This is a genomic window from Desulfosporosinus youngiae DSM 17734, from assembly GCF_000244895.1.
Classification (GTDB): domain Bacteria; phylum Bacillota; class Desulfitobacteriia; order Desulfitobacteriales; family Desulfitobacteriaceae; genus Desulfosporosinus; species Desulfosporosinus youngiae.
In genome coordinates, this window is the sequence record NZ_CM001441.1 from 4,628,581 (window position 1) to 4,655,418 (window position 26,838).

The 26,838-nt window shown below is 45.1% G+C and carries 28 protein-coding genes; 1 reads left to right on the top strand and 27 read right to left on the bottom strand.

Going from position 1 to position 26,838, the window contains the following annotated elements:
* Window positions 1-2: 2 nt before the first annotated feature.
* The 10 genes from hslV to DESYODRAFT_RS21430 all read right to left on the bottom strand — a co-directional run bounded on the left by hslV (window position 3) and on the right by DESYODRAFT_RS21430 (window position 9,619).
* Window positions 3-533 (bottom strand): ATP-dependent protease subunit HslV, encoded by a 531-nt coding sequence (gene hslV / locus DESYODRAFT_RS21395; protein ID WP_007786293.1) that lies wholly within the window; start codon window positions 531-533, stop codon window positions 3-5.
* A gap of 89 nt (window positions 534-622) precedes the next feature.
* Window positions 623-1,537, bottom strand: coding sequence for a tyrosine recombinase XerC (gene xerC / locus DESYODRAFT_RS21400; protein ID WP_007786294.1), 915 nt, complete (start codon window positions 1,535-1,537; stop codon window positions 623-625).
* 2 nt (window positions 1,538-1,539) lie between these two features.
* The gene (gene trmFO / locus DESYODRAFT_RS21405) at window positions 1,540-2,859 is read right to left on the bottom strand and encodes a methylenetetrahydrofolate--tRNA-(uracil(54)-C(5))-methyltransferase (FADH(2)-oxidizing) TrmFO (RefSeq protein WP_007786296.1); all 1,320 of its coding nucleotides are present in this window, start codon (window positions 2,857-2,859) and stop codon (window positions 1,540-1,542) included.
* A 30-nt stretch (window positions 2,860-2,889) separates the two neighbouring features.
* Window positions 2,890-4,980 (bottom strand): type I DNA topoisomerase, encoded by a 2,091-nt coding sequence (gene topA, locus DESYODRAFT_RS21410; RefSeq protein ID WP_007786297.1) that lies wholly within the window; start codon window positions 4,978-4,980, stop codon window positions 2,890-2,892.
* A 183-nt stretch (window positions 4,981-5,163) separates the two neighbouring features.
* Window positions 5,164-6,294, bottom strand: a complete 1,131-nt coding sequence (dprA, locus tag DESYODRAFT_RS21415) for a DNA-processing protein DprA (protein ID WP_007786299.1) — start codon at window positions 6,292-6,294, stop codon at window positions 5,164-5,166.
* A gap of 79 nt (window positions 6,295-6,373) precedes the next feature.
* Window positions 6,374-6,523, bottom strand: coding sequence for a hypothetical protein (locus DESYODRAFT_RS28445; RefSeq protein ID WP_157137231.1), 150 nt, complete (start codon window positions 6,521-6,523; stop codon window positions 6,374-6,376).
* Between the two features lie 2 nt (window positions 6,524-6,525).
* Window positions 6,526-7,515, bottom strand: coding sequence for a non-homologous end joining protein Ku (gene ku, locus DESYODRAFT_RS21420; RefSeq protein ID WP_007786300.1), 990 nt, complete (start codon window positions 7,513-7,515; stop codon window positions 6,526-6,528).
* A 266-nt stretch (window positions 7,516-7,781) separates the two neighbouring features.
* Window positions 7,782-8,387: a DUF3786 domain-containing protein gene (locus tag DESYODRAFT_RS21425; RefSeq protein WP_007786302.1), complete on the bottom strand. Its 606-nt coding sequence runs from the start codon at window positions 8,385-8,387 to the stop codon at window positions 7,782-7,784.
* 122 nt (window positions 8,388-8,509) lie between these two features.
* Window positions 8,510-8,668 (bottom strand): hypothetical protein, encoded by a 159-nt coding sequence (locus tag DESYODRAFT_RS28820; RefSeq protein ID WP_169315903.1) that lies wholly within the window; start codon window positions 8,666-8,668, stop codon window positions 8,510-8,512.
* 120 nt (window positions 8,669-8,788) lie between these two features.
* A complete protein-coding gene (locus DESYODRAFT_RS21430; RefSeq protein WP_007786303.1) occupies window positions 8,789-9,619 on the bottom strand; it encodes a TIM barrel protein in 831 nt (276 codons plus the stop codon).
* Between the two features lie 222 nt (window positions 9,620-9,841).
* Between DESYODRAFT_RS21430 and DESYODRAFT_RS21435 the strand changes: the two genes are divergently transcribed.
* Window positions 9,842-10,033, top strand: coding sequence for a hypothetical protein (locus DESYODRAFT_RS21435; RefSeq protein WP_007786306.1), 192 nt, complete (start codon window positions 9,842-9,844; stop codon window positions 10,031-10,033).
* 73 nt (window positions 10,034-10,106) lie between these two features.
* On the opposite strand, the gene DESYODRAFT_RS21440 is transcribed toward DESYODRAFT_RS21435, so the two are convergent.
* The 17 genes from DESYODRAFT_RS21440 to DESYODRAFT_RS21520 form a co-directional block, all read right to left on the bottom strand.
* Complete coding sequence (locus DESYODRAFT_RS21440) at window positions 10,107-10,538, bottom strand: Hsp20/alpha crystallin family protein (protein ID WP_007786308.1); 432 nt, start codon at window positions 10,536-10,538, stop codon at window positions 10,107-10,109.
* A gap of 83 nt (window positions 10,539-10,621) precedes the next feature.
* The gene (locus tag DESYODRAFT_RS21445) at window positions 10,622-11,557 is read right to left on the bottom strand and encodes a hypothetical protein (protein ID WP_007786310.1); all 936 of its coding nucleotides are present in this window, start codon (window positions 11,555-11,557) and stop codon (window positions 10,622-10,624) included.
* 466 nt (window positions 11,558-12,023) lie between these two features.
* Window positions 12,024-13,580 carry a YifB family Mg chelatase-like AAA ATPase gene (locus DESYODRAFT_RS21450; protein ID WP_007786316.1) on the bottom strand — a complete coding sequence of 519 codons (1,557 nt, stop codon included), beginning with the start codon at window positions 13,578-13,580 and terminating at the stop codon, window positions 12,024-12,026.
* Window positions 13,581-13,670: 90 nt separating this feature from the next.
* A complete protein-coding gene (locus tag DESYODRAFT_RS21455; protein ID WP_007786317.1) occupies window positions 13,671-15,479 on the bottom strand; it encodes a sensor histidine kinase in 1,809 nt (602 codons plus the stop codon).
* Window positions 15,479-16,168: a response regulator transcription factor gene (locus tag DESYODRAFT_RS21460; protein WP_007786318.1), complete on the bottom strand. Its 690-nt coding sequence runs from the start codon at window positions 16,166-16,168 to the stop codon at window positions 15,479-15,481. The genes DESYODRAFT_RS21455 and DESYODRAFT_RS21460 overlap by 1 nt, the downstream gene beginning before the upstream one ends.
* Window positions 16,169-16,280: 112 nt before the next feature.
* Window positions 16,281-16,643: a YraN family protein gene (locus DESYODRAFT_RS21465; protein ID WP_007786319.1), complete on the bottom strand. Its 363-nt coding sequence runs from the start codon at window positions 16,641-16,643 to the stop codon at window positions 16,281-16,283.
* Between the two features lie 356 nt (window positions 16,644-16,999).
* A complete protein-coding gene (locus DESYODRAFT_RS21470; RefSeq protein WP_007786043.1) occupies window positions 17,000-18,442 on the bottom strand; it encodes an NADH-quinone oxidoreductase subunit N in 1,443 nt (480 codons plus the stop codon).
* Window positions 18,442-19,989 (bottom strand): complex I subunit 4 family protein, encoded by a 1,548-nt coding sequence (locus tag DESYODRAFT_RS21475; RefSeq protein ID WP_007786044.1) that lies wholly within the window; start codon window positions 19,987-19,989, stop codon window positions 18,442-18,444. The genes DESYODRAFT_RS21470 and DESYODRAFT_RS21475 overlap by 1 nt, the downstream gene beginning before the upstream one ends.
* On the bottom strand, window positions 19,989-21,935 hold the full coding sequence (nuoL, locus tag DESYODRAFT_RS21480) for an NADH-quinone oxidoreductase subunit L (protein WP_007786320.1): 1,947 nt from the start codon (window positions 21,933-21,935) through the stop codon (window positions 19,989-19,991). Before nuoL ends, DESYODRAFT_RS21475 begins: the two co-directional genes overlap by 1 nt.
* Window positions 21,936-21,956: 21 nt before the next feature.
* Window positions 21,957-22,301 carry an NADH-quinone oxidoreductase subunit NuoK gene (nuoK, locus tag DESYODRAFT_RS21485; RefSeq protein WP_042339946.1) on the bottom strand — a complete coding sequence of 115 codons (345 nt, stop codon included), beginning with the start codon at window positions 22,299-22,301 and terminating at the stop codon, window positions 21,957-21,959.
* Window positions 22,301-22,804 (bottom strand): NADH-quinone oxidoreductase subunit J family protein, encoded by a 504-nt coding sequence (locus DESYODRAFT_RS21490; protein ID WP_007786047.1) that lies wholly within the window; start codon window positions 22,802-22,804, stop codon window positions 22,301-22,303. Before DESYODRAFT_RS21490 ends, nuoK begins: the two co-directional genes overlap by 1 nt.
* Window positions 22,805-22,806: 2 nt before the next feature.
* A complete protein-coding gene (locus DESYODRAFT_RS21495; protein WP_007786321.1) occupies window positions 22,807-23,208 on the bottom strand; it encodes a NuoI/complex I 23 kDa subunit family protein in 402 nt (133 codons plus the stop codon).
* Between the two features lie 4 nt (window positions 23,209-23,212).
* Window positions 23,213-24,280: an NADH-quinone oxidoreductase subunit NuoH gene (gene nuoH, locus DESYODRAFT_RS21500; RefSeq protein ID WP_007786322.1), complete on the bottom strand. Its 1,068-nt coding sequence runs from the start codon at window positions 24,278-24,280 to the stop codon at window positions 23,213-23,215.
* Window positions 24,281-24,305: 25 nt separating this feature from the next.
* Window positions 24,306-25,409, bottom strand: coding sequence for an NADH-quinone oxidoreductase subunit D (locus DESYODRAFT_RS21505; protein ID WP_007786324.1), 1,104 nt, complete (start codon window positions 25,407-25,409; stop codon window positions 24,306-24,308).
* Window positions 25,410-25,420: 11 nt separating this feature from the next.
* Window positions 25,421-25,909 carry an NADH-quinone oxidoreductase subunit C gene (locus DESYODRAFT_RS21510; RefSeq protein ID WP_007786325.1) on the bottom strand — a complete coding sequence of 163 codons (489 nt, stop codon included), beginning with the start codon at window positions 25,907-25,909 and terminating at the stop codon, window positions 25,421-25,423.
* Window positions 25,899-26,420: an NADH-quinone oxidoreductase subunit B gene (locus tag DESYODRAFT_RS21515; protein ID WP_007786326.1), complete on the bottom strand. Its 522-nt coding sequence runs from the start codon at window positions 26,418-26,420 to the stop codon at window positions 25,899-25,901. The genes DESYODRAFT_RS21510 and DESYODRAFT_RS21515 overlap by 11 nt, the downstream gene beginning before the upstream one ends.
* The gene (locus tag DESYODRAFT_RS21520; protein WP_007786327.1) at window positions 26,411-26,770 is read right to left on the bottom strand and encodes an NADH-quinone oxidoreductase subunit A; all 360 of its coding nucleotides are present in this window, start codon (window positions 26,768-26,770) and stop codon (window positions 26,411-26,413) included. The genes DESYODRAFT_RS21515 and DESYODRAFT_RS21520 overlap by 10 nt, the downstream gene beginning before the upstream one ends.
* Window positions 26,771-26,838: the final 68 nt, after the last annotated feature.

Here is a 26,838-nt window from a genome sequence, read left to right on the forward strand (position 1 = left end):
CCCTATAACTCTTCGACGATAATTTGCTCATTGGTGTACACACATATTGAAGCCGCTACGAGCATCGCTTCCCGCACAATTTCGGATGTTGGCAAGTCTGAATGTTTGGCCAGGGCCCGTGCCGCAGCTAAAGCATAATTCCCCCCGGATCCGATGGCCGCGATTCCATCATCCGGTTCGATCACTTCGCCTGAACCGGATACGATTAAGAGATTATTCGTATCCGCAACCAGAAGTAAGGCCTCTAGATTCCTCAGCATTTTGTCTGTTCGCCATTCTTTCGCTAATTCTACGGCTGAACGCTGAAGATTTCCATGATATTCTTCGAGTTTTTGCTCAAATTTATCAAAAAGAGTAAACGCATCCGCAACGGATCCGGCAAACCCTGCAATGACTTTTCCATGAAATAAGCGACGAACCTTGCGGGCCGTATGTTTCATAATCGTTGCCTGTCCCATTGTTACCTGACCGTCACCCGCGATAGCTACGTGTTCCCCTTTTTTTACAGCGACAATCGTTGTTGCGTGAAACATAATCCCCCCCCTTTTCATCATCAAGTTTACATGGGCTATTTCAGCATGTCAAGCTGAATTGTAGATAATTAACATTTTTTTGTGAAAATTTATGGAGACGTCTTCCTGTTGGATGATCTGGCTCTTGGATGGGCTTGCGTAAAGACTTCTTTGAGACGCTCGCGGGTTAGATGTGTATAGATTTGGGTGGACGAAAGCTTTTTATGTCCCAGCAGCTCTTGAACACTTCTTAAATCCGCTCCTCCATCTAACAAATGGGTAGCAAAGGAATGGCGCAGCATATGAGGGTTGATGTGTTGGTCCAAACTAATCTTAGCAACTAGTTTATCCAAAATTCGGCGCACAGACCTCTCGGATAAACGACTTCCTTGATAATTAAGCAGAAGTGCCTGATTGTGATCTGCCCGCATTCTTAGATAGGTTTTGATTGCTTGAATTGCATAACTTGTCACGGGAACTACTCGTTCCTTACTCCCTTTTCCGAGGACCCGAATCAGTCCGCTATCTAAATCGAGATTTTGTCGATTTAAACCTACTAATTCGCTAACCCTAAGGCCCGAACCATAGAGAAGCTCTAAAATTACTTTATCCCGGCAACCTAATAAATCCTTCTCCTCAAGAGCTCCGAGAAGCTTCTCAATTTGGTCCAGATAAAGAAAATGCGGGAGTTTGCGTCCCAATTTAGGACTCGCTACCCGCTGCACAGGATTATTACGAATAATTTCCTTATGGCATAAGAACTTGAAAAACGAGCGCAGCGCAGCGAGCTTACGCGCCATGCTTTTTCTTGCCAATCCATGATCCGATAGGGTTCCCAAAAAACTACGAACAACATAAATGTCCACTCGATCCACTGTAAGGTTTTCGGGCTCTTGACCTAGTTCAGATGCGGCAAATCTAAAAAACTGATTCAGATCCGTTTGATAAGCAACAACCGTATACTCGGATCGATTTTGGGAATATTGATAGCCCACAAAGAGATTTAGCGCTTCATCGACAAGCATTTTTATCTCCCCATTTCCTCTCGTGCACAAAATTCATGCAATGCTGCTAAAGCCCGTTCTGAAATTCTAGTATTTTTTTCCCGCTTGTCCCTTATCCGCTCAGCTAATGGAGGCAATAAGCCAAAATTGATATTCATCGGCTGAAAACTTTGACTGGGGGAACCTTCTAAATGACGCGCTAACCCTCCTAACGCTGTTTCGGGTGGAAACACTATGGTTGTCATCTCACTTAGCCTCCGCCATGCATTAAGACCTGCTAGAAGCCCGCTGGCAGCGGATTCAACATATCCTTCTACCCCTGTCATTTGACCGGCAAAAAAAAGCTCCGGTTTATGGCGTAGACTAAAGTCCGCTTTGAGCACTTTTGGGGCATTAAGGAAGGTATTGCGGTGCATGACACCATAACGAGCAAACTCAGCTTTCTCCAGACCCGGAATTAAGGAAAACACTCGCTTTTGTTCTCCCCATTTTAAATGGGTTTGAAATCCTACCAGATTAAACAATGTTCCCGCTTGATTTTCTTTTCGCAGCTGTACAACTGCATAAGACCGGATGCCTGTTCTTGGGTCCACCAAACCCACCGGCTTCAGGGGGCCGAATGTAAGGGTTTGGGGACCGCGCTTAGCCATGACCTCGACAGGCAAACACCCCTCAAAAACCTTACCCTGCTCAAATCCTTGAACTTCAGCCATCTCTGCCCCGATTAATGCTTTATAAAAGGTCTCGTATTCTTCTTTGCTCATAGGGCAATTCAAGTAATCTGCTTCACCTTTATCATACCGGGAAGCCCAAAAAGCCTTATCTAAGTCAATCGATTCGAGCGTAACAATAGGAGCGGCGGCATCATAAAAGGATAAGGCCTGCTCGCCGGTCAGCCTTAGTATATCCTCTGCTAAATCATCTGATGTCAAGGGACCACTAGCTATTACAGTTATTCCGGCTTGAGGAACTTCACGCACTTCCTCTCGATGAATAGTGATCTTGGAATGTTGTTCCAGCCGTTTTGTGATTTCACTTGAAAACAGTTCCCGGTCGACAGCTAAAGCGCCGCCAGCGGGAACCGCATTGTGATCTGCCGCACTCATAATCAGAGACCCTAAACGGCGCATTTCCTCTTTTAATAGCCCTACAGCATTCTCTATAGCAGCTCCTCGAAGCGAATTGCTGCAGACGAGTTCTGCAAATTGATCTGTTTTATGGGCAGGAGTCGTTTTAGACGGCCGCATTTCAAAGAGATCTACCTTAACACCGCGTTCGGCCAATTGGTAAGCGGCCTCCGAGCCTGCAAGACCTGCCCCGATAACAGTTATTGACTGTTGCATGTAATTATTCGCTCCTATACCTTCTTAAAATTAGTCTTCTTCAAGCACGATTGTATGACGGCATTCCGGATTTGTGCAGACATGCTTTTTCTGACGTTTTGTTGATTTAACCACCATCATTTGCTTACACTCCGGACAAGGATCAGGAGCCGGCATTTCCCAAGAAACAAAGTCACACTCCGGGTAGCCAAGACACCCATAAAACTTACGTCCTTTTTTCGAACGGCGAACCACCAGGGGTTTAGCGCAGGTAGGACACTTTGCACCTGCTTCTTCAAAGAGCGGTTTTGTATTTCGACACTCCGGAAAGCCTGGACATGCTAAAAATTTGCCGTAGCGTCCCATTTTAATTACCATATTCCGGCCACAGCTTTCACAAATTTCCTCTGAGACCTGGTCCTCAATCTTCACCTTCCCGATCTTCTCTTCGGCCTCAGCCAGGGTCACGGAAAAAGGCGTATAATAGTCCTCTACAACCGATTTCCAAGGAGCTTTTCCCTCTTCAATCAGATCGAGTTTCTCTTCTAAATTAGCTGTGAACTCCAAGTTCAAAATATCCGGAAAATGTTCCTTTAATAAGGTTATTACGATCTCTCCAAGTTCCGTAGGCAGGAGCTGTTTTTCCTCTTTAACAACATAGCCTCGGGTCTGAATGGTTTCGATCGTCGGCGCATAAGTACTTGGCCTTCCGATTCCTTCCTCTTCCATCTTGCGAACGAGAGAGGCCTCAGTGTAACGAGGTGGGGGTTCCGTAAAATGCTGTTTTTCCTGGAGTTTAATCAGATTTAATTTTTCTCCCGAAGAAACAGAAAGTGTCAAGGAAGTTTGCTCATCCTCTGTTGTCTCAACATCATCTTTGCCTTCCTCATAGATAGCTAAAAATCCAGGGAAGCGAACGGTCGATGCATTGGCTCGAAATAAATATTCATCCACAAGGACTTCAACGGTTAAAGTATCCATGACAGCCATACTCATCTGACTGGCCATAAAGCGCTCCCAAATCAGGCGGTATAAACGCAATTGATCCCGTGATAAGATTCCCTTCAATAAATCCGGGGTACGCAGAGGCACGGTGGGGCGGATTGCTTCGTGGGCTTCCTGAGCCCGTCCCTTACTGGTAAATTGACGCGGTTCCGGGGGATAATAATCATTCCCGTAGTTCGTCAGAATCCATTCCCTGGCCTCATCCTGAGCAACTTCAGCAATCTTAACTGAGTCTGTACGCATGTAGGTAATTAAACCAACAGTACCTTCTTTGCCCAGGTCAAGACCCTCATACAATTGCTGAGCCAGCATCATGGTACGCTTGGGTGAAAAGCCTAATTTACGGTGAGCTTCCTGCTGTAAACTGCTCGTTGTAAAGGGTGGTGCAGGCATCCTTTTCTTTTCCTTGGTACGAACATCAGAAACCTGAAATTCTTTTCCGGCTAAGTCGGCTAAGATAATATCTATTTCCGATCTGCTGGAAATTGAGATTTTCTTACCTGCTTTCTTCATGAGTTTTGCTTGAAATTTTCCTCCGGCTGATTCAAGGTTTGCCATCAAACTCCAGTATTCTTCAGATACAAAGGCCCGTATTTCTTCTTCCCGGTCGTCAATTAGGCGGACCGCCACAGACTGAACTCGCCCTGCGCTTAACCCCTTTTTGATTTTTCTCCAGAGTAACGGACTTAATTGATAACCTACTAAACGATCCAATACCCGGCGGGCCTGCTGAGCATCTACTCGATCTTGATCTATCTGCCGGGAATGTTTAATCGCAGATTGTATAGCCTGTTTAGTAATCTCATGAAACTCGATCCGGATTTTATCCTCTTTGTTCAGCCCCAACAGATGAGAAAGATGCCAGGCAATAGCTTCCCCCTCACGATCGGGGTCAGAAGCCAAGAAGACTTTATCCGCCCCTTTAGCTGCTGCACGTAGTTCTTTAATCAAATCCCCTCGTCCGCGTATAGCAATATATTTCGGTTCAAAATTATTTTCTAAATCGACGCCTAATTGACTTTTTGGTAAATCACGCAAATGGCCCATTGAAGCTTTAACTGTATATCGATTGCCTAAAAATTTGCTGATTGATTTTGCTTTAGCTGGGGATTCAACTATTACAAGCGTTTTTGACATTATTTCACCTCAATAAACTTTTGAAAACTTGGTTAGTACCCGCGAGACTGTCTTCGCACGTGTTAACTTGGCGGAGAAGACTCTTTCTTATACTACACTTATATCCAGATTAGATTAATCTCAGTACTTAGGTTAAGATTTGGTAAAACTAAGCCCTATCTTAACGCCTTTTTCGTAGTATGTCTAGCGTTCTCGTGCTAATACATAGTATTGACCCGGCAATTGCGTGACTTTTCCGCCTAATTGAAGCTCTAATAAGGCCAGAGAGATGGTTGATACCGAAAGATTTGAATTCGACGTAATTTGGTCAATATGTAATGGAACATCACTTAACTGACTTAAGATCAAGTCATATTCCCCAACGTCTTCTGTTCCGTCAGACCCTTCATCGTCTTGAGCTGAAGATGCCTTGGGCAGCAAAATACGCCCCACATAGTTGGACCATGGGGGTAACTCATTATAAATATCATCGATCCCTTCAACAATTTTTGCTCCTTGACGAAGTAAATGATGAGGCCCCCTACTCACCTCACTAAAAATTGGTCCCGGAACTGCAAATACTTCTCGTCCTTGTTCCAAGGCAAAATCAACTGTAATCAGAGCCCCGCTTCTTTCCGCTGCTTCCACGACTACAACACCGCGGGAGCAGCCACTGATCAAGCGATTACGCGCTGGAAAATGCTGAGCATTCGGCGGAGAGCCGGGTGGAAATTCAGAAATTAGAGCGCCCTTTTCTAAAATAGCTTCAGCCAATCGCTGATTTTCCCGTGGATATACCTGGTCTAGCCCGCATCCAAGGAAAGCCCAGGTTATCCCTCCAGCGTCAAGTGTACCTTGATGAGCGGCCGCATCAATTCCTCGCGCAAGGCCGCTGATTATGACAATTCCCTTGGCTGCAGCCTCCCGGGCAAGCATCTTGGCAACCGCTTTGCCATAAGCGGTTGCTTTTCGAGAGCCAACAATCGCAATCCCCTCCACTTTTCCTCTTAGGTGTCCGCGGTAATATAAAAGTGGTGGAGCGTCCGATAACTCTGCCAGCAGACAGGGATAATCTGTTTCATCCGGAGTTATTATCTGGATTCCTTGTTTTTTCAGTGTGTCTCCGACCCGTTGCGGATCAATTGATTGTCTCGCTTTCAATACTTCCTTAATCCATTCTTCCTGATGAGATATTTGAAGATATTTACTCGTGGAAGCCTTCCAAGCTTTAGCCGCGCTGCCGAAGTAGGCTATAAGCTGTCTCAATCGCTGACTTCCAACGCCTGTAATTGTACGGAATGTTGCCCTCACAACCTTTTCCTGTTCTCTATCCATAGCAGTGACCCTCCTTAGCCCTCCTTTTCGGGACATAAGGGTCCTTCTCCTGCGCAGAATCTTGTCGTATCTACTTATATTATGCGAAATAGTGCAAGATTGATGAGAAATCCTCTTCCAGCCGTTTTCGAAAGGAGCGCACGTGAAAGTCATCTGGGTTAACCCCTTGAACAACTTCTTCCCATAAAAGAGGGGTAGAGACCACTTTACTTTGTCGTTCTCCGGCCATACCTATGCTTCCTTAGCACGCCGAGTTGTCCGTTTTCGTGGAGTCAAGGTCGACTTTGGTTTCAGAATAGGCTTCTCTAATGTATCACTAGGCTGAGCAGGTGTTGACTCTTTGTCCTTTTCAGCTGTCTTAACAGATCCTGTTGCTGCTGCTTGCTCGGACTTATCAGCCTTAACCCGTTTAACTGGCTTACTTGTTACTTCCTCTGCCTTATTTATTAATTGACCTTTTTGATTTTCTGTCTGGGCAATACTGGCTCGGAGAGCTTCCATAAGATCGACCACTTTCCCACCTTGGACAGGAGGCTCCACCTGATAGGTTTCTCCCGCTACTTTGCTCTCTATCAGCCGAACCATTTGTTCATGCAGCTCATCCTTATATTTATCAGGTTCAAATGAGTGAGCTAAATTTTCGATCAATTGCCTGGCCATGGTCAGTTCTGCCTCTGTCAAAACTACTTGATCCCAATCCACATCCATATGACGAATTTCCTTAGGGTAATACATGGTTTCCATAACCAACCCTTTTTCGAAGACACGCAGGCAGGCGAGATGCTGCTTGGAACGCATTGTAACCCGAGCCAAAGCAACTTTGCCGCTTTCCTCCATAGACTGGCATAGTAAGCGATAGGCTTTCATGGCAGTTTCTTCCGGAGAAAGATAATAGGATTTTTGGTAATAAATCGGATCAATTTCCTGAAGATTAACAAAATCTAAAATATCAATAGACCTGCTCATGGGTTGTTCCAAGGTTGCAAGATCATCCTTACTTAAAACAACATACCGATCCTTTTCATATTCAAATCCCTTCACTAAATCATCTGCACCAACCTCTACATCACAAGCCGGGCATCTTTTAATAGAGCGAATCCGATTTTTACAATCTTCATGAAGATAATTAAACTTAAATTCTTGTGATTCTGTTGCCGCATGCATTTTAACAGGAACATTAACTAAGCCGAAACTAATGGACCCTTTCCATAACGTATGCATATAACATTCCTCCTCAAGTTTAGTGTGATCAACAAAGGATGTATTAATGCAACCGAGTGTTGAAAAGGAGGCAAAACAAAAAACTTTGCCTTTTGTTTATAGACAAAGTTTAACCTAATATTATTTTTTCTTTAATAGTCCTAAAATCATTAGCTTCCATTTGAAGTTCAATTCGCTAAAATAAATCCATTTTCCTTCATTTGTAAGCATCTGTAATGTCATAACTAACATAGGTTTGAATAATTTCTTAGCTTCACTGCGCCTCCCTATAACATCGCTTTAATTCGTTTAAGTCCGAAAACGACCATACTAGCCAAGACTGCAAAATCCTCAGTTGGTAGTATTAAAGGGGCCGAAGCATCGAACAGAATATTACCGGAAGCCGGGAATTCATCATCCGCTCTCCAAAGAATTAAGGCCACAGGAATGCGCGGAAATACTCTATATGTGACCCCGACATCTCCAAGCCCATTAGATTGTCCGCCTAAACGTGTTACCACTTCTAGAAGGCTATCCGGATCAGAACCAAAGACTCGAACCAGTGGATCAATAGCCCGGCCGGTAAACGGTTTGATATAAATGGCCCCCCCCGGTAATTCTTTGAAAGAAATGAACTTCCCCACTTCTAAAGGCTCGCTGAGGTTCGAAACGTAATGCAAAATTAATATTTGAGCAGCAATTGGCAGCTCTCCGTCAGAAGTATTCATAGGCACAAACTTCCCGCCGGGATAATCGATCTTAAAATGTTGGCCCAGGAATTCAAGAACGAGGGCATTACCCTCAATAGAATAGCCAGAGCAACGGGCCATATCCTCTAAGGAACACGCACGGAACTTTTCAAGAGCCACCTTATAGGCTGCAGTGTAATTCATCACTTCTCCTCCTGACCTATCAACTTACTCTCTCTGCCGGAATCATTATTTAACCGTAACGTTTTGAAAATCATCAGGGGTTGCTCTGGTCGGGCAGCTTCGCCACATCCGTGCAAGATTAGTTAATTCGTGCGAAGACAGTGTCTTCGTACCGCAACATTCCGAGGCTCGTCCACTCCGCCGGTGCGGGACTCCGCCAAACCTCCGGGTAGTACCTGATGTGAACCCCTGGCTCCGTCTCCCCGCACCGGCTTGTGGGCTTTTACCGCCTCTCCATGCAATGGGTTCGCTTCTGTGGCGAAGCTGCCCTACTCGCGGGTCTGGGAATTCTTCTGCATGTCTTTAGGGTCTGCCGCGGCACCATCAAAGGATGAAAACGAGCGTCTTCTTTTTCTGAGTAGTCAGCTTAGTGCATAGTAGGTCTGTTGTAAGAGCAAAGCATCATTTTCTAAGTTTGGGCTTTCGCAAATCGCCAATCCTTCCACTCCAAAACTATGACATGCTTTCATTAACTCTTCATAACGTAAGTCAGATTCCTTTATTACAAGATGACGCTTCTCGCCCTTCAATCCATATTCAATTCCTGATATATGAAAATGCACATTCTTTACCCAGCGATCCCCAAGTTCCTCAGCAGTTTTATCCAGGATCTCACAAAATTCATCATAGGAATTATACCTTCCATTTGTTCGGGCATGAAGATGGCCGAAATCGATACAGGGCAATACCCCCGGAACCTCTTTAGCAATCTGAATTGTTTCCGCCAGGTCTCCAAACTGAGTTCCTTTTCCGGTGGTTTCCGGACGAAGTATAACATCATTTCCCTCTGCATCAAGGACTTCACGCACAAGAGTAAGTTCTCGGACCACTCGTTCTAATACTGCCTCTGACGGATCATTATGATAGAAGGCAGGATGGAAAATGACACTTCGTACACCGATAATTTGGGAAATTCTTGAGGTATGTATTATCCGATCCCGACTTGCCGTAATTTTCTCCGACTCACGGGAGTTCAGATTGATATAATAGGGAGCATGACAACTTAAGGCGATATTATCCTCTTTAGCGGCGGCACCAACTTTTCTGGCTTTCTCTTCACCCATTCGAACTCCTTGGACAAATTCTAATTCCAGGGCACCGAGATTCAATTCTCTGATACGGCGCACACCTCCCTCGCTGGATCGGTCCTTGGAGGAAAGCGGAACACCTGCGGTTCCAAATAATAATGGCAAAAGGTTCACTCCATTGCTATTTTTTCTCATATTATATCTTTTTTCCGTTAAAAAGCCAATGAAAGCCCAAAGGAGAACAAAATTTCAAAGATATATTAGCCTGATTTACCAGTAAAACGCTAAGTTCTTCTACATATTGCATTCAAAATTTAGCTATACTAATATTACTTTCATCATAGAGTGTTGAAAGAAACTGACCCAATTTTGAAAGGAGGATTCCATATGTCAAGACGACGTAGCAGCATTATGTCTGACGCATTGAAAGAACAGATCGCTCAAGAGTTAGGTTTTGCGGGAACCCTTCATCAAGAAGGATTTGGAGGAGTTTCTTCGCGTAACTGCGGCAATATGGTGAAAATGGCCATTGAACTTGCCGAAAGAAATCTGCCTAACAATACTTCTAATTTCACCTAATAATTTAGAGCCGAGCAATTGATGCTCGGCTCTTCACTTTTTCATTCTTATTTCATCCTTAGCTTATTTTTCATTAGTGAAAATCAACCTCAATCCGTCGTGCTGCCGGATGATCATCTTTCAAAAAGCTCAGTTTTAATAGCCCATTCTTATAACTTGCGTGGGCTCCATCCGTCTTTACGAGCGCAGGAAGAGTCAATAACCGAGAAAACGTTCCATAATATCGTTCCGAGTGCCGAGCGATGCTTTCCGCTTCTTCTTCGTGGATAACACGCCGAATTTCGCCCTCAATCATTAAGCGATTTTCATCTAGAGTTATTCTGAGATCTTCAGGTTTTTCAATTCCTGGAATTTCTGCAGTTACAATAACCTTATTCTGAGTTTCTTCTACATCAATAGGATATAAAGCATCTGAAAAGTTTTCCTTTCCGCGTCTTATGAACCGGTTCATCTCATGCCAGAACGGGTCTAACATGCGGTACGGTTCATTTGGAATTAAGGACATAATCTATCACCTCTATATCAGTTTCTCTTATGATGCGCTGGACAATGAAAGATTATGTAGACTAATTCCTGTGCTATCAAAGTTTAATTTACATTATAGTATTTAAAGATTCGTAACGCCCTCAGAGTATTCCAGCGACTGGGTTCGCCGACTTCTTCCATTTCAAACAGAGCTTCTCCTGCATGTCGGATCTGCATAGGCCAGGTGCCATCCATGCTTTGCTGCGTTTTAAGAACATCAATGCCATCTTGCATTCTCGGATCATAGGGAACTTCTGCATCACGAAAATAATCGAGTGCCCTAATCACATCATAACGCCATCTCAGAGGGTAGGAGAAGAGAAGCATTTTGGTATCAATAATTTCTCCTGTTTTATCCGACTTGAAAAGTCTATGCTGTAATATAAACTCTCTTGACTGACGTTCTACTTCTTGTAACTCTGATAAACGATATGTATATCCATTCTTCGCATACTCTAAGATTCCCTCTATCACCGCTATCGTCGAATGCAATGAACTATGTGTTGCCCCTTTTCTATTAAGTCTGCAATTAAAGCCGCCGTCGTTCATATGTTGAAGCAAAATAAAATCAATAATAGAGTGTAAATAATATTCTTTTGCACCAAAATACGAAGCATAATTTAAAACCATTCCATTAATACAAACATCACTCTGTTTAATAATATTCGATGGATTGATTCCGCCGTCCGGACCTTTTTCGTATCTGAAAATAGCACTTAGGGTATCCTTTATTTCCTTAATATCTGAAGATATACCCATATTTTTTAAATCTAGGAGAATATAATGTGTATTTACCCATTTAGGCTGGTAAAATCCTCGGCCCATATTAATCTTGATATGGCGACCATTAAAAAATTGTTTTCCCCAGCCTTCAAATTGAATGCGCTTTTTAAGCGCTTCCGTATGTCTTGGATCAGTCTCCAATATATCCCTGTGTGTTTGATACTGTATAACGGCATCCCCTTGTAGAAGCCAGTCAACGACTTTATTTGCTGTCATCTTTTTACTCCTATCCTAATTTATTAGACATTTCTCTTGTCAAGCGTATGTGCTGCGGCTTTAGAATGAAAGAATTGTCCCGTCTTATCAAAAATCCCTGGTTCTTTAGTGTCTATGAAGTCTCTATTTTTCATTTGCGTTAATTAGCTCAGCAAATCAACTTGGATACTTCGACATCTATTGGATTTCAATGGTAATCATTAATATTTTAATCTTTATTATCTGTAAATTCAAGGATCTTCATAAACATAAGTTATCGCTTTTCTCAAATTGAATAATTTAAAGAATATAATGTCTTTCGGCTTTTTCGGCCTAAAGCCAGTTTATAATACCTCCTCTGAACATAATATTCATTATATTCAGTTAATTATATTCAACACGTGTTCCGAATATCCTTTTAGAGCGGATAAGAATTTTCTACCTATTATTCACCTCATAATCAATGATATCTGGTTATTAATCATAACTAAAAGAACCGTTTATCCAAAGCACGAAACTGTATTGCCTCAGCCAAGTGCTCTGGAAGAATATCTGCAGACCCACCCAGGTCCGCGATCGTACATGCAACCCTTAAAATACGATCATGAGCGCGAGCACTAAGATGCTGGCTCTCAAAAATCCTTTGTAAGAGCGATTCTCCGCTCAGAGTCAGCTTACCAAATTCTTTGGTTTCCTTCGCCGTCATCTCAGCATTCGTTTTTGCCGGTCCCAGACGGGCCCATTGTCTCTGACGAGCCGACATTACTCTCTCCCTGACAACCCTAGACGATTCCAGGTTGGAATTGTCCTTCAACTCAGAATAATTCAGCCTGGGCACTTCAACATGCATATCAAAACGATCCAGGAGTGGTCCGGAGATTCTTCCCCGATAGTTTTGGATTTGCTGGGGTGTACAGTGGCAAACTCTTCCCTGATCACCAAAAAATCCGCAAGGACATGGATTCATGCTGGAGATGACACTGACATGGGCGGGATAGGTTATACTCCCTGTTTGTCTGGTAATTGTCAATTCCCGGTCTTCAAGGGGCTGGCGTAAGCATTCTAATACTTCTCGTGAAAACTCCGGAAGTTCATCAAGAAACAGCACCCCGTGATTGGCTAAACTTAACTCCCCCGGGCGCAGATTCCTTCCTCCTCCAATCATACCCACCTTAGTAACCGTATGGTGAGGACTCCTAAAAGGACGATGTTGTACCAAAGAGCCATTACAATTTAGCAAACCACAAACACTGTAGAGCTGAGTGACCTCAATGCTCTCCTTCTCGCTTAATTGAGGAAGTATCCCTGAATAAGCCTTAGCTAACAGGGTTTTCCCTGAGCCTGGAGGCCCCACTAAGACAACATTATGCCCACCGGCAGCTGCTATTTCTAAAGCTCGCTTTACATTTTGCTGTCCATGAATATCTGCCCAGTCTACATTTACCCCTTTATTTAATTCCGGTTCGGGAGAGCGGGATAGTAGGTCATCCTGAAAGCTGCCCTCGTTTTCTATCCCTTTTACAACTTGTGCCAGAGTGTCTGTACTATGGGTTATCAGCCCAGACACTAAACGAGCTTCGGCCAAATTATCCGGCGGTACAATCAAAATCAAGGTTTCTCCGGTCTGAGCCTCGTCTAAGCCAGATTCAGTATTTTCTTTATCTAAAGTTATCGCCATGGTCAGCACGCCTGGCACTGGTCGGAGACTTCCTTCTAAAGAAAGTTCCCCAGAGAAAACGTAGCGCTGTGATGAGGGCATGCATTGCCCCGTCGCAGCAAGTATCCCGATCGCAATCGGCAGGTCGAGTCCAGACCCTTCTTTACGTAAATCCGCAGGAGCCAAATTGACCGTGACCCGCTGAAAGGGGAACTTATAGCCTGAATTTCGTATTGCTGAACGCACCCGATCCCGCGCCTCTCTAACAGCAGGGTTAGGAAGACCAACTATGTCAAAGCTTGGCAGCCCATTTGACACATCAACTTCTACTCGTATTATATGAGCTTGTAAGCCAAGGACACTCATTCCATATACGGCGGCGAACATTCAATCACCTCTTCAAAGATAGAATGTTCGTGTTAATTCTATAAATTCCTTCCAAATAGTTATAATTGGACGATATTTTTGTCATTCTCACTAACGCGGAAAACAAATCCAAAAGGTTGTTCCTTTTCCCATATCACTCTCAACACGTACATTGCCACCATGAGCCTCTACAATCTGACGCACAATAGCAAGACCCAGGCCCATACCTCCATCTTTTCGAGAGCGTGCTTTATTCACCCTGAAAAAACGATCGAAGATGTAGGGTAAAGCTTCTTTAGGAATTCCTTCCCCTTCATCTTGAACGACCAAACGTACCTCATTCTGTTCTTCCACCATAAAAACTCTGACTGTCTTTCCTTGTGGAGTATGACTCAAGGCATTGTCCAGAAGGTTGATAAAGACTTGCAAGAGCTGATCAGGGTTGGCATACAATTCTCCTGACCCCTTGGCGACTTCCAGATTGACGCCTAATTCCTGTGCTCTGCCTTGAAAGCGTTGGTCTATATCTAACATAAAACCTTCTAAATCGATAGCCATAGGCTGTAAAACCTGCCCCCGTTCCATCCAATTAATTTCCTGTAAATTTTGCACTAAACGGGCCAATCGTTTGGCTTCTTCCAAAACTAAGTCAATGTATTCTTCCTGTTGATCTTTAGGGATAACTTCATCTTGAATAGCTTCCAAATACCCCTGGATAAGATGCAAAGGAGTCCGAAGCTCATGTGTAACACTAGCCAAAAACTCCCGTCGTGTCTTTTCCGCTCGCAAAGAGGCAGTGACATCACGCAGCACAGCTACATGGCCGCATATCCCTTCAATTTCCTCCATAGGGGCCATAACAATCTGCAAAACTTGAATCCCTATGGCAACTGTTTCGTTTTTTTCGCTTTGCTCCTCCCGTAAGGCTATCGCTTGGAGAATATCCGCAATTTGGGTTTTTCGTTCCTTAACTTCTATTTCATCGTCTTGCCACAAGGCCTTGGCCGAATCATTAGTATATTGAATTGAACCATCACAGCTCAACATAACAACTGCATCGCTGATGCTTTCCAGAATCCCTTGAAGTAAGTTTTTCTCTTGAGAAAGCCAAGCCATATGGTTTTTCAGGCTCTCACCCATGGAATTTAAAGCCTCTGCTAACTCACCGATTTCGTCTTCACTTGAGACTCCTTGAATAGGCATAAAATCCCCTTTGGCCATTCGTTTTGCTCCCCGCTGCATTAGCCCAAGGGGACGGGTGACATGCTGGGCAAAAAAGAGGCTGACTGCAGTTGCTAAGAAAACAGCAATGAGTGATGCGTATAGAATCAAGCGACGAAAGGTCGCAATACTCTCCTGAATAGGAATAGGAGAACTCCCCAATAACACTACCCCTTTGACTGGATCAGTACCCATTGGGGTAGCGGCAAGCAACATAGCTTGTGCCCCGCCATTAATCGGCAATGCCTTAATTGAGATGGTTTGACCCGCCAGAACCTGTTTTAAATTCCCCTCGGTAAAGAAATCCGAAGGCCTTAAGTTTCGATGCAACCCGCTTATTGGGCCTCCCACAAATCCTCCGGGATACCATTCTAAATTATTTTGTATGCTTTGATTGCTGGTCGAACCTGATATAACGATTACATTGCCTTGGGGATCGAGTAAAACTAATTGAGTTCCAGAGGTTAACTTAAGGGATTCAAGTAGGTTTAACCTTGAGTTCCAATCGGAAACAGCGGCAAAACGGGCTGAAATCTCGATTGCTTCTGAGCGAAGGGAATTTAATTTTTGTTGAAGATAAAAATCCCCAAAAAGCCAAGTAAGCGTGAACCCTAATCCTCCTAAAACCGCTAAAATTAGTAGGGTCATCGCTAACCATAGTTTGATAGAAATCGACCAGGCGTGAATTTTTGTAGCCATTACTGTACCTGATCAGGATCGAATTTATAACCAACGCCCCATACGGTGACTAACATCTTTTTAACACTTGGATGGAACAGCTTTTCGCGAAGCTTTTTGACGTGTGTATCAACCGTTCTGGCATCTCCATAAAAATCATATCCCCAAACTGTTTCCATAAGTTGTTCCCGCGAAAAAACCCGCCCTTGATTCTTAGCCAGGAAATACAGCAAGTCAAATTCCAGAGGAGTTAAGTTAATCACGTCATCTCCAATGCTTACCCGGTGCCGTTCTTTGTCGATTCTGAGCAGCCCCGCAGTTATCTCCGATGATACCATCTGAAGTTGGCCTCTCGACCGTCGCAAAAGTGCTTTTACCCGTGCGACCAACTCTTTCGTACTGAACGGTTTGACCAGATAATCATCCGCACCCAGTTCGAGACCCAGGACACGGTCAAACTCCTCTCCCCGAGCGGTTAGCATTATGATTGGGAGCGCAGAACTCTCTCGAACTTCGCGGCAGACACGCCATCCATCAATGTCAGGCATCATAAGATCGACAATCAATAGAGAAAACTGCCCTGAACGAAACTTATTCAAGGCGACCCGACCGTCCTCCGCTTCTTCTACAACAAAACCTTCTCGTTCCAGATATAATCTTACTAGACTTCTGATTTTCTCTTCGTCATCAACAATTAAAATCGGATCCAATTTACAAACTCTCCTTTGGCTAACCGATTAATCCATTCTAACAATTTTCTAACATTAAGTTTACCACTTATCCGTGAATATTGTGTGATTAAACTATGATGTATATAGAAAACTAGTCTTGTAAAGCCGCTTTTATCCAATTCACCTCTGGCTGTTCCCCAATCCAACGGATTGCCATTACATCAAATCTTATACACGGCCAGCTGGAATATCCTTTTTGGAGTAAATAATACGACGCGATTGCCTTTAATCTCCGGGCTTTTTGATGAGTAATACTTTCTTCACCCCATCCTCGATACGAAGAGCGTCTGGTTCGTACCTCCATGAATACTAGTACTTTTTCATCACGTACTATTATATCCATTTCTCCTTTTGGACAACGATAATTTCGATTAACTATTTTTAAGCCGGACTCTATTAATAAGCGTGCTGCAAATTCTTCACCGGATTTCCCTAAAGATTGTTTATTCTCCACAAAGCCAGACAGCTCCTTTTAATAAAACGTTCTTAATATCCAACACGACCTATACCAAGACTATCTATATTGTACCTTTAAATGCCTCATTTACAAAATCAAAACTCAATAACAAAATGAAGCTCAAATCCATTTGCAGCAACACCCGTTTCAGTTATTGTGCAGGTAAAGAAAACCCGGCTTCGCCGTACCTTAAACGCATACTCTTAAGTGAGGCGAAGTCGCTGGTTGCCCTTATGCACCCCCAGACTTATACTTTATGATATGTTTAGAAAAGAGATTCCCAGTAAATACTGAGAATCTCTTTTCGTCATAGTTAAAGAAACTATTCAAGAACAATGCTGACAAACACGCCCTTAGAACAAGCTTTGCGCTGCGGCAATGGCCATCTTAGCCAGCGGGGTCGGATAAAGACCAATGGCAATGGTTATTAACATAGTAAATACCATCGTAAACTTCGCAGCCCCATGGACTGGAACCTCAGGCAAGCCCTCGCCATCAGCAAGGAACATCACCTTAACCACCGACAGATAATAATAGACGGAAATCATGCTCATGACGAACCCGATATAAGCAATAGCCACATATCCTTGATCCATAGCGGCTGAGAAGAGATAGAACTTCCCTACGAATCCGGCAAGCGGCGGAATTCCGGCTAAAGACAGCAGCGATGCCGTCATGACAACCGTTGACAAGGGAGATCGGTGCCACAATCCGGCCAGATCCCTGATTTCACTGCTGTCCTGCTTCTCTGCCACAAGCGTCGCTACGGCAAAGGCTCCCATATTGGCGAAGACATAGATCATCGCGTAGAAAAGAACCCCTTTGATACCCGCTGCCGATTCAGCAATGATACCTACCATTAAATAACCGGCTTGAGCAATACTGGAAAACGCCAACAGACGTTTGATGTTGGTTTGAGGAATAGCGGCCAAGTTTCCAACAATCATGGTGATCGCCGCCAAAACAAGGAGAAGGGTTTGTCCCGTCGCCGTAAAGGCTTGGCTATTCATGGTCAAGAGGTAAACCCGGATCAGCACGGCAAAGGCTGCTGCTTTGGAGGCGATCGCCAGGAAGGCTGTGACCGGTGTCGGTGCCCCTTCATAGATATCCGGTCCCCAAAGATGGAACGGAACCAGGGAAATCTTAAAGCCCAATCCGGCCAGCAGGAAAACCGTCGCCAGGAAGCTTGCGGGGGTAAAGGTGCCGCCCAGCCTGCCGGCAATTTCTATAAGCTGAGTTGATCCGGTCAGTCCGTAAATCAGGCTGATGCCGTAGAGTAAGATGGCTGATGATGTAGCACCCAGTACCAGGTACTTAATTCCAGCTTCTGAAGAACGCGGATCATCGGCCAGATAGGCCACCAGAATATAGAAGGAAATCGTCATTAGCTCCAGGCCCACATACATGGTAATCAGTTCGCCCGACCCGGCCATGAGCATCATTCCCAAGGTTGCCGCTAAGAGCAGGGCATAGAATTCCCCGCGATGTTTCGGCAATTTCTGCACATACCCGCCTGAAGAGAGCACCACGAGCAGGGCAGCCGACAGGAAGAGCACTTTGAAATAGACGGCAAACTGATCGTGCATATACAATCCGCCTAAAAAGGCTGCTTCCGGACCACAGAAAAAGTCATACAAGGTATAAGCAAGAACGCCTAATAAGGAGAAAACCGTGAGCGGCATCATGCCTTTCCGAGCGCCGGCTGGAATCAGTAGTCCAATGGCCAACAGAATCAAGGACAGCAGAGCTAAAGCTATTTCAGGTGCCAGCACTGTAGTGATATTGAACTCTACCATTAGAACAACCCTCCCATCTTCGCCTGACTCACCGTCTCAAGGACCTTGGCAAGGCCTGAGGAGGTAACTCCGGTATCAATCATACCCAGTAAAAGGTTCGGGAATATTCCTGCAGCAAAGATCACGACAGTGAATAATACCAGCGGAACTAGTTCAGGTCCGCGAATATCCGTCAGATGATCCCATTCGGAACGGCGCGGCCCGAAGAGAACGTTGGCGATCGTCCGTAAAATATAGACGGCTGTAAAGATTATCCCGGCAATTCCCAGCACGGTGTGGACCGGCAATACCTTAATGGCTCCCATAAAAATCGTGAATTCCGCAATGAAGTTGACGGTTCCCGGCAAGCCCAGGGAAGCCATACCTGCAATCACGAATCCGATGGCCAAGCGCGGCACCTGATGGGCCAGTCCGCCGAGATCGGCGATATTGCGGGTATGAGTCTTCTCGTAGATAAAACCGATCATGGAGAAGAACAGCGCTGCCATGACACCGTGGGCAAACATCATGGCCACGGCACCGGTTGCTGCGGTGGGCGTCAAGGCTGCGACGGCGATGATTACATACCCCATATGGCTGACGGAGGAATATCCCACGACATATTTGAGGTCTTTCTGAGCCAGGGCGATGAACGCGGCATAAAGCACACTGACAACGGCCAGAGTCGCAATGTACGGAGCCCAGAATTTTGCTCCGATGGGCAGGACATAGATTCCTAAACGGATTAAGCCATAGCCCCCGATTTTCTTCAGGACACCCGCGTGAATCATACTGACCGCCGTAGGCGCGCCGGCATATCCGTCCGGTGACCAGGAGTGGAAGGGGAACATGGAAATCAGAGATCCGAATCCGATGATCATTAAGGCAAAGGCGACCTTTTGGAAAGCGGGGCTGTAGAGGTCTTGCCTTGCTGCCAGCTGATCAAACATAAAGGTCGGGTTGCCATTGGCACCGGCTGCCAGGTAGAGAGCCACCATTCCGACCAGCAGGAAGGCTGATCCGATCAGCAGGTAAATGGTCAGCTTCATGGCTGCGTATTCTTTGGTAACCCGTTTGGTGCTGCCCCAGATGATTACCATGATATAGATGGGAATGACCACGATTTCATAGAAGAGGAAGAAGATAAACAGATCCCGGGCAATAAAGGTTCCCATAACCCCGGCAATCAGAATCAGCAGTAAAATGAAGAATTCTTTAACCCGCTTATCTATATTCCAGGAAGCATAGATCGAAGCGAAACCGATGAGGTTGGTCAGCAGAAGCATGGGTAAGCTTAAGCCGTCAACACCCAGGGCTAAGTTGACGCCAAGATCGGGAACCCAGGGAATGGTCAGGGTATACTGCATTCCGCCCAGTGCCCATTGATAGTTAAAGAAGGCGTAAAGGGAGAAGGCTAAGGAGACAAACATCCCCATGGCTGCCACTAGTTTTATGGTTTTGGTCTCTTCTTTGGGCAAGAAGACGATCAGCAGCATGGCCGCTAAGGGTGCCAGTATGGTGAAGGGCAGCAGCATGGACAGTGAACCCACTGTTGGTAGTGCAGACATTATTTCACACCTCCCAGCGTCGCTAAGGGGTTAAGCGCTGTCAGCTGACCTTCCCCGAAGGCGAAGACCATGAATATAGCGACGACCGCGATAAAGAAGACCATAGCATAGGTTTGTAGTTGTCCTGTATTGGTCCGGCGAAGAACTTTACCGCTGCCCCGTGTCATTAAAGCAAGCCCGTTAACCACGCCGTCAACGATATAGATGTCAAACCAGTAGAGAACTTTTGCCATTCCATCCATGATGTGATGGATCAGCCAGAGATAGATCTCGTCGATATAATATTTGTTTTTGAGCAGCTTATACACGCCTGAGAAGCGTGCCGCTACATGATCCGCCGAGATAAGGTGCTTGACGTAGGTGACATAAGCCAAACCGATACCGATCAGTCCCGCGAGAACGGAAATTCCGGCCAGGAACCAGTCGATTGCTTCATGATGATGGACTCCATAGTGAACATAGTAAGCAAAGTTATGCTCCGGTAAGGCTACAAATCCGCCAAATACACTAAAGAAGGCCAGAATCATCAGGGGAATGGTCATGCTCCAGGGCGACTCATGGGGATGGTTTTCCGGCTTTTCCGGCCCCATAAAGACGACAAAGAACAATCTTGACATATAGAAGGCTGTTAAGAAGGCCGTAAACAGACCTACTGCATAAATAATGGGATGACCGTTATGCAAGGCGTTGGCCAGAATTTCGTCTTTCGACCAGAAGCCTGCAAAGGGCGGCATTCCGGAGATGGCTAATACGCCGATGAAAAAGGTCCAGCCTGTGATCGGCATCTTTTTCCAAAGCCCGCCCATATCCCAAATGTCTTGCTTATGATGCATGGCATAGATGACAGAACCGGCACCTAAGAACATTAACGCTTTGAAAAAGGCATGGGTCATTAAATGGAACATGGATCCCGAGTAGGAACCGACACCGAGGGCAAACATCATATAGCCCAGCTGGCTTAAGGTAGAGTAGGCCAAAATCCGCTTGATGTCGTCTTGAGCGATGGCAATGGATGCCGCAAAGATGGCCGTAAACGCTCCTAAACCTGCAATAAACTGTAAGGCCATCGGGGAGGCGTGATCAAAGAGAAAATACATTCGCGCCACTAAATACACACCGGCAACAACCATGGTTGCAGCATGGATCAAGGCACTAACCGGTGTAGGGCCTTCCATAGCGTCCGGGAGCCAGACGTGAAGGGGAAACTGTCCGGATTTCCCGATGGGGCCCATAAAGACAAGGAACGCCATGATGGTCACATAGCCTGCCGTGCCGATGATTGCGACGTCTTGGATGTTGGTATTCAAGACCGCAGAGAGTGCCGCAAAGTCGAGGGTTCCAAATTTCGTATAGAGGAACAGCATCCCCAGCAGTAAGCCAAAGTCTCCGACACGAGTGGTAATGAAGGCTTTCTTGGCGGCTTCCCGGGCAGATACTTTAAAGAACCAGAATCCAATTAAGAGATAGGAACATAAGCCGACCAATTCCCAGAAAATAAAGAGTTGCAATAGATTGGTTGCCAGAACCATACCCAGCATCGAGGATGCAAACAAGGATTGGTATGCATAGTAACGGGAAAATCCTTCATCTCCATGCATATATCCTAAGGAGTAGATTTGCACCATTGAGGCCACCAGGGTAACAACAAACAACATCATGGCACTTAAGGGATCGACAATGGTTCCAAAATCGATCTGCAGTCCCACAATATTCAGCCAATTCACATTGACGATCGCTGGATGTTCCACAATTTTTTCACCCGCTTGAATAACGCCTAAGCCTATAGCAATGGCCAGGCCGAGCGCGGTAAGAATAGCGAGAATCGACACTGTGGAAGACAGTCGTTTGGATCGTTTCGTGATAAAGGCGATGATTAGAAACGACAAGAAGGGCAAAGCGGGAATTAACCATGCCCACTGAAAGAGATCATGCATTTCCTTGAACACCTACCTTCTCCATAGTCTCTCTTACCACTTTAACCAATTTAATTCGTCCACGTTGGTTGACCGGCGATTACGATAAATGGTAATAATCAAAGCCAGTCCAACGGCTACTTCAGCAGCTGCGATGACAATTACGAATATGGCTGCCACATGCCCGGTCAGCAAGTAGTGCACATCAATCTTCTGGTTCCAAAGGAAGCGATTGAAGGCCACAAAGTTGATATTGACGGCATTAAGCATCAGCTCAATGGACATGAGCAAGGCAATAATATTTCTCTTGGCAAAGACTCCGTACAGCCCCAAACAAAAGAGCATGGCGCCAACTAAGAGATAGGTAGAAAGCCCAACACTTAAATTACTCAAATTCATCATTTGCTTTCTTTCACTCCCTTCGCCAGGATTACGGCTCCAATTAAGGCAACGGTAAGCAAAACAGCTGAAGCTTCAAAGGGAATCATAAATTGGGAGAGTAAGAGTAATGACATGTCTTCAGCCGACCCTCCGCCTGTCCACGGTGTCGGTAACACCCGCCAGTCCGCATTGGTGAGAACGACCAGCGCAATCATGGCAAACACGGACACAGCTACCAGCGCACCTACCATCCAACGACGGTTTTCCGGACTGCTTTCCCGAACATCACCCCGCAGGGTTAACATGACTGCAAAGACAACCATGACGGCCACCGCGCCTGTATAAATCAGCAGTTGTACAGCCGCCAAAAAATCTGCATTCATCAGAATGTAAAGGACCGCAACCCCTGCAAAGGAAAGTGCCAGATAGAAAGCGCTATGCACGATGTTCTTTGATGTAACAACACCCCATGCAGCAGCAATCGCCAATATGGCAAATACAAAGAAAACGATAGTGCTCACGCTTACTTCACCTGCCCTTTCCGCTCAGCCCGTTGCATCATATCCCAAATTAAATCGTCAGGTTCAAAGATAGAGTTCTCGAATTCCTGCGTGACTGTCAAAGCTTTGGTCGGGCATACTTCTGTGCACATACCACAGAACAAGCAACGCCCAACATTCATATGATAGCTTTTAAGAACCTTTTTGTTGCTTTCATTCTTTTCACTGGTTAGTTTAATAACCGAGTTTGGACAGGCCATCGCACACATGTTACAAGAGATGCATTTGTCCGGCTGCAGCCCCATGGAACTACGCACCTTGGTCGGAAGGGTTGGTTTTACCTCGGGGTAAAACTCAGTGATATTGGGACCGACCATGCGTTTGAGCGTGATGCCTAAACCTTGTAGTAGACCTTTACCAAACACTATGTCACCCTCCTATCACGAATCCGTAAATGTAGATCCCCAGACCCGTTAACAAAATGTTTAAAATCGCAAGCGGCAACAAGACTTTCCAGGCTAAGTGCATTAGATGGTCAATACGAATTCTTGGGAAAGTCCAGCGAGCCCACATCATAAAGAAGATGAAAACTCCGACTTTCATAAAGAACCAAACGTACCCCGGCAAGAATGCCGGTCCCTGCCATCCACCTAGAAACACGGTAGCACCGAGTGCCGACAAAGCAGTCATGTTTCCGTATTCACCAAGGAAGAACAAGCCCCAACGAAGTCCCGTATACTCTGTAAATGGTCCGGCGACAACTTCCTGATCCGCTTCAACCAGGTCAAAGGGAGCACGATTCAGTTCTGCCATACCTGCAATAACAAAGATTACAAAGGCAAGAGGCTGAAGGATGATAAAAGGAATCGTTGCTTGCGCATCAACAATGACGCCAAGATTAAAGGATTGAGTGATCATAACTACACCAAGCAAAGAAAAGAGCAAGGGAATTTCGTAACTGACCATTTGGGCAACCGCCCGCATGCCTCCAAGTAAGGAGTACTTGTTGTTAGATCCCCATCCTGCCATCAAAAAAGCGACTGTCGAAATAGAAGACATGGCTACAAAGTAAAAAATACCCAAATCCAGATTAGCAGGCGCCATGCCTCTTCCAAACGGTATAACAGCTAAGGTCATCATCGGAATACAGAAGATCATCATTGGCGCAATCTTAAAAATCCACTTGTCTGCGCCGGCGGGAGTAACATCTTCTTTTCCAATCAGTTTTAAAGCATCGGCAATTGTCTGAAACCATCCGCGGGGACCGAGACGATTAGGCCCTGGTCTTTGCGAGGTCCATCCTGCTATTTTACGTTCAAGTAAGATCAAAATTAAAGCAGCCAGGACGATTATCACAACCACGATGATAAAACCAATAACATCCATGGTTAAATTAGCCCAAACTGATTGGGGATCCGCAAACAATCCACGGATGAAAGCCGCAATAATCAAAAATAGATTATTTAGGGTCTCAAACAGATTATAGAGAGTCTCCATCTTATTCTCCCCTCATTGCAATTTACTACTTATCGACTTCACCCAATACAGCATCTAATGTCGCAAAGATCGCCACAATATCTTGAATTTTCAATCCTTTAGCTACAATTGGGAGCATTTGAATGTTGATAAATGTAGCTGGCCGGATACGAACCCGTGTTGGTTTAGTCGTTCCATCACTCTTAATATAGAAACCCAATTCTCCCTTGGGGTTCTCAACACGGTGATAGACTTCACCAACCGGAGGTTTGATAACTTTAGGCACTTTGGCCATAATCGGGCCTCCCGGAATATCACGAACGGCTTGCTTAATAATCTTAATACTTTCAACGATTTCGTCCATCCGGATAATGGTACGGTCATAGCTGTCGCACCCTGTCAGTACCGGGACTTTAAAGTCAAATCGATCGTAGATGCTGTAGGGTTCTGCTTTACGAACGTCATAATCTACACCCGACGCCCTTAATACCGGACCAGTAATGGAGAGATTTTCGGCAAGTTCCTTGGTTAAGATACCAACGCTCTTCAGCCGTCCTTGGGCAATCTCATTTCCGAAAAACATGCCATAATACTCTTCGAGCATCTCCGGTGTATCATCGAGGAAGGATTTTAAGGCAGTCCAAAATTCTTCCGGAGGCTCTGCAACCATTCCGCCGATTCTCATAATATTGACTGTCATTCGATTACCGGCGGTCATCTCGTACATGTCTAAAATACGTTCCCGATCACGGAATGCATAAGACCATAGCGTCCATCCCGCTAAATCAAGTGCCGTACTGGCGATAAAAACCTGATGGCTGGCAATTCGAGCAAGTTCCCCAAAAATAACCCGCAGATATTCCGCACGTTCGGGAACCTCAACCCCCATCAGTTTCTCTACAGTTTGTACATAAGCCCAGTTATTATGCGGAGAAGCAAGATAATCTAAACGATCTGTGTAAGGAATAAACTGCGAATAAGTTCGGCTTTCAGCAAGCTTTTCCATTCCTCGATGGAGATAACCCATTTTAGGTATAATTTTAGTGATCGTTTCACCCTCTACATGGACCACCATCCGAAACAAACCGTGCATACTCGGGTGTTGGGGGCCCATGTTCATGATAAGTTCTTCCGTTTTTTCAACTGTCATGGCTTTCCCCCCTATTCCCCTTCTATTCGTTTGCGCACGACATTACGAACCTCTATGGGCTCGGTCACGTAGTCCTTGCGCATTGGATAACCTTCAAAATCATCCCATAGGTAAATACGCTTGAGATTTGGATGCCCCTTAAACTTAATTCCGAACATATCATAGGCCTCACGCTCTAAAAAGTTCGCACCTTCCCAGATAGGAGTCACAGAATCAATGACAGGATTTTCACGGTCCACGATCGCCTTAACACGCAAACGCTGTGGTCCGTGCAGGCTTGATAATTGATAAACGACTTCAAAATATTCTGACGTATCCACTCCGCATAAATCGTGCAGAAAATCACATGGCGCATCAGGAAAGCTTTTCGCCTCCCTTAGCGTTTCAGTTACAACAGCGGCTTTAACTTTCAGAATCAGAACTCCAAAACTCTCTTCGACTTCCCCGTTAACCCGAGTTGCAAGTTCTTCGACATATCGGTTCAATGCATTATTTTCCATGTCTCATTAACCTCACCTTAGCGGGATTTGAAACTTTAAATTGAAGTTGCAAAAGCCCATAAATTAAGGATTCTGGCCTCGGAGGGCAGCCTGGGACATAAACGTCGACCGGCACAATCTTATCTACGCCTGACATCATGGCATAAGAATCGACAAAAGGACCCCCTGCACTTGCACAGCTTCCCATAGCGATAACCCATTTCGGCTCAGGCATTTGATCATAGATACGACGCAGCAGCGGAGCCATTTTTCGAGTACAGGTTCCGGCTACAATCATGACATCAGCTTGTCGAGGAGAAGCACGGAAAACCTCCCAGCCAAAGCGAGATAAATCATAACGTGGTCCGCCTGCGGCCATCATTTCAATCGCACAACAGGCCAAGCCAAATGTCACTGGCCAAAAGGAATGCCCTCGAGCCCAGTTCAAAGCTTTATCAATTGTAGTTACGAATACATTTTTTTCCGCTAATGCTTCTTCTTCGCGAAGCATTTTTTCGGATGCTACATCCACTCTAGTGCACCTTCCTTCCAAGCATACCAGAAACCGACTAAGAGAATGACAATAAAGATGAACATTTCCACGAAAGCAAATGTCCCCAGTTTTTGGAATGTCAGAGCCCAAGGAAATAAGAACACTGATTCAACGGTGAAGACAGTAAAAACTAAAGCATACAAAAAATAATTGCTCTTAAATCCAAGCCATGTTCGCCCGATTGTCTCGTTGCCGCACTCATACGTTGTCAGCTTTTCTTTATGCGGCTTATTGGGTGCGAAAATCTTAGGCATAATCATCATAATGATAGCTACCGCCATGGCACCCACTAGGAATACTCCTATATCGGCAAAATTATTATCAGGCATCGCTTAACCTCCCTTCATAGAAAAATTAAATACCACAATAAAATAACTAAGCCCTCACTAAGCCCATT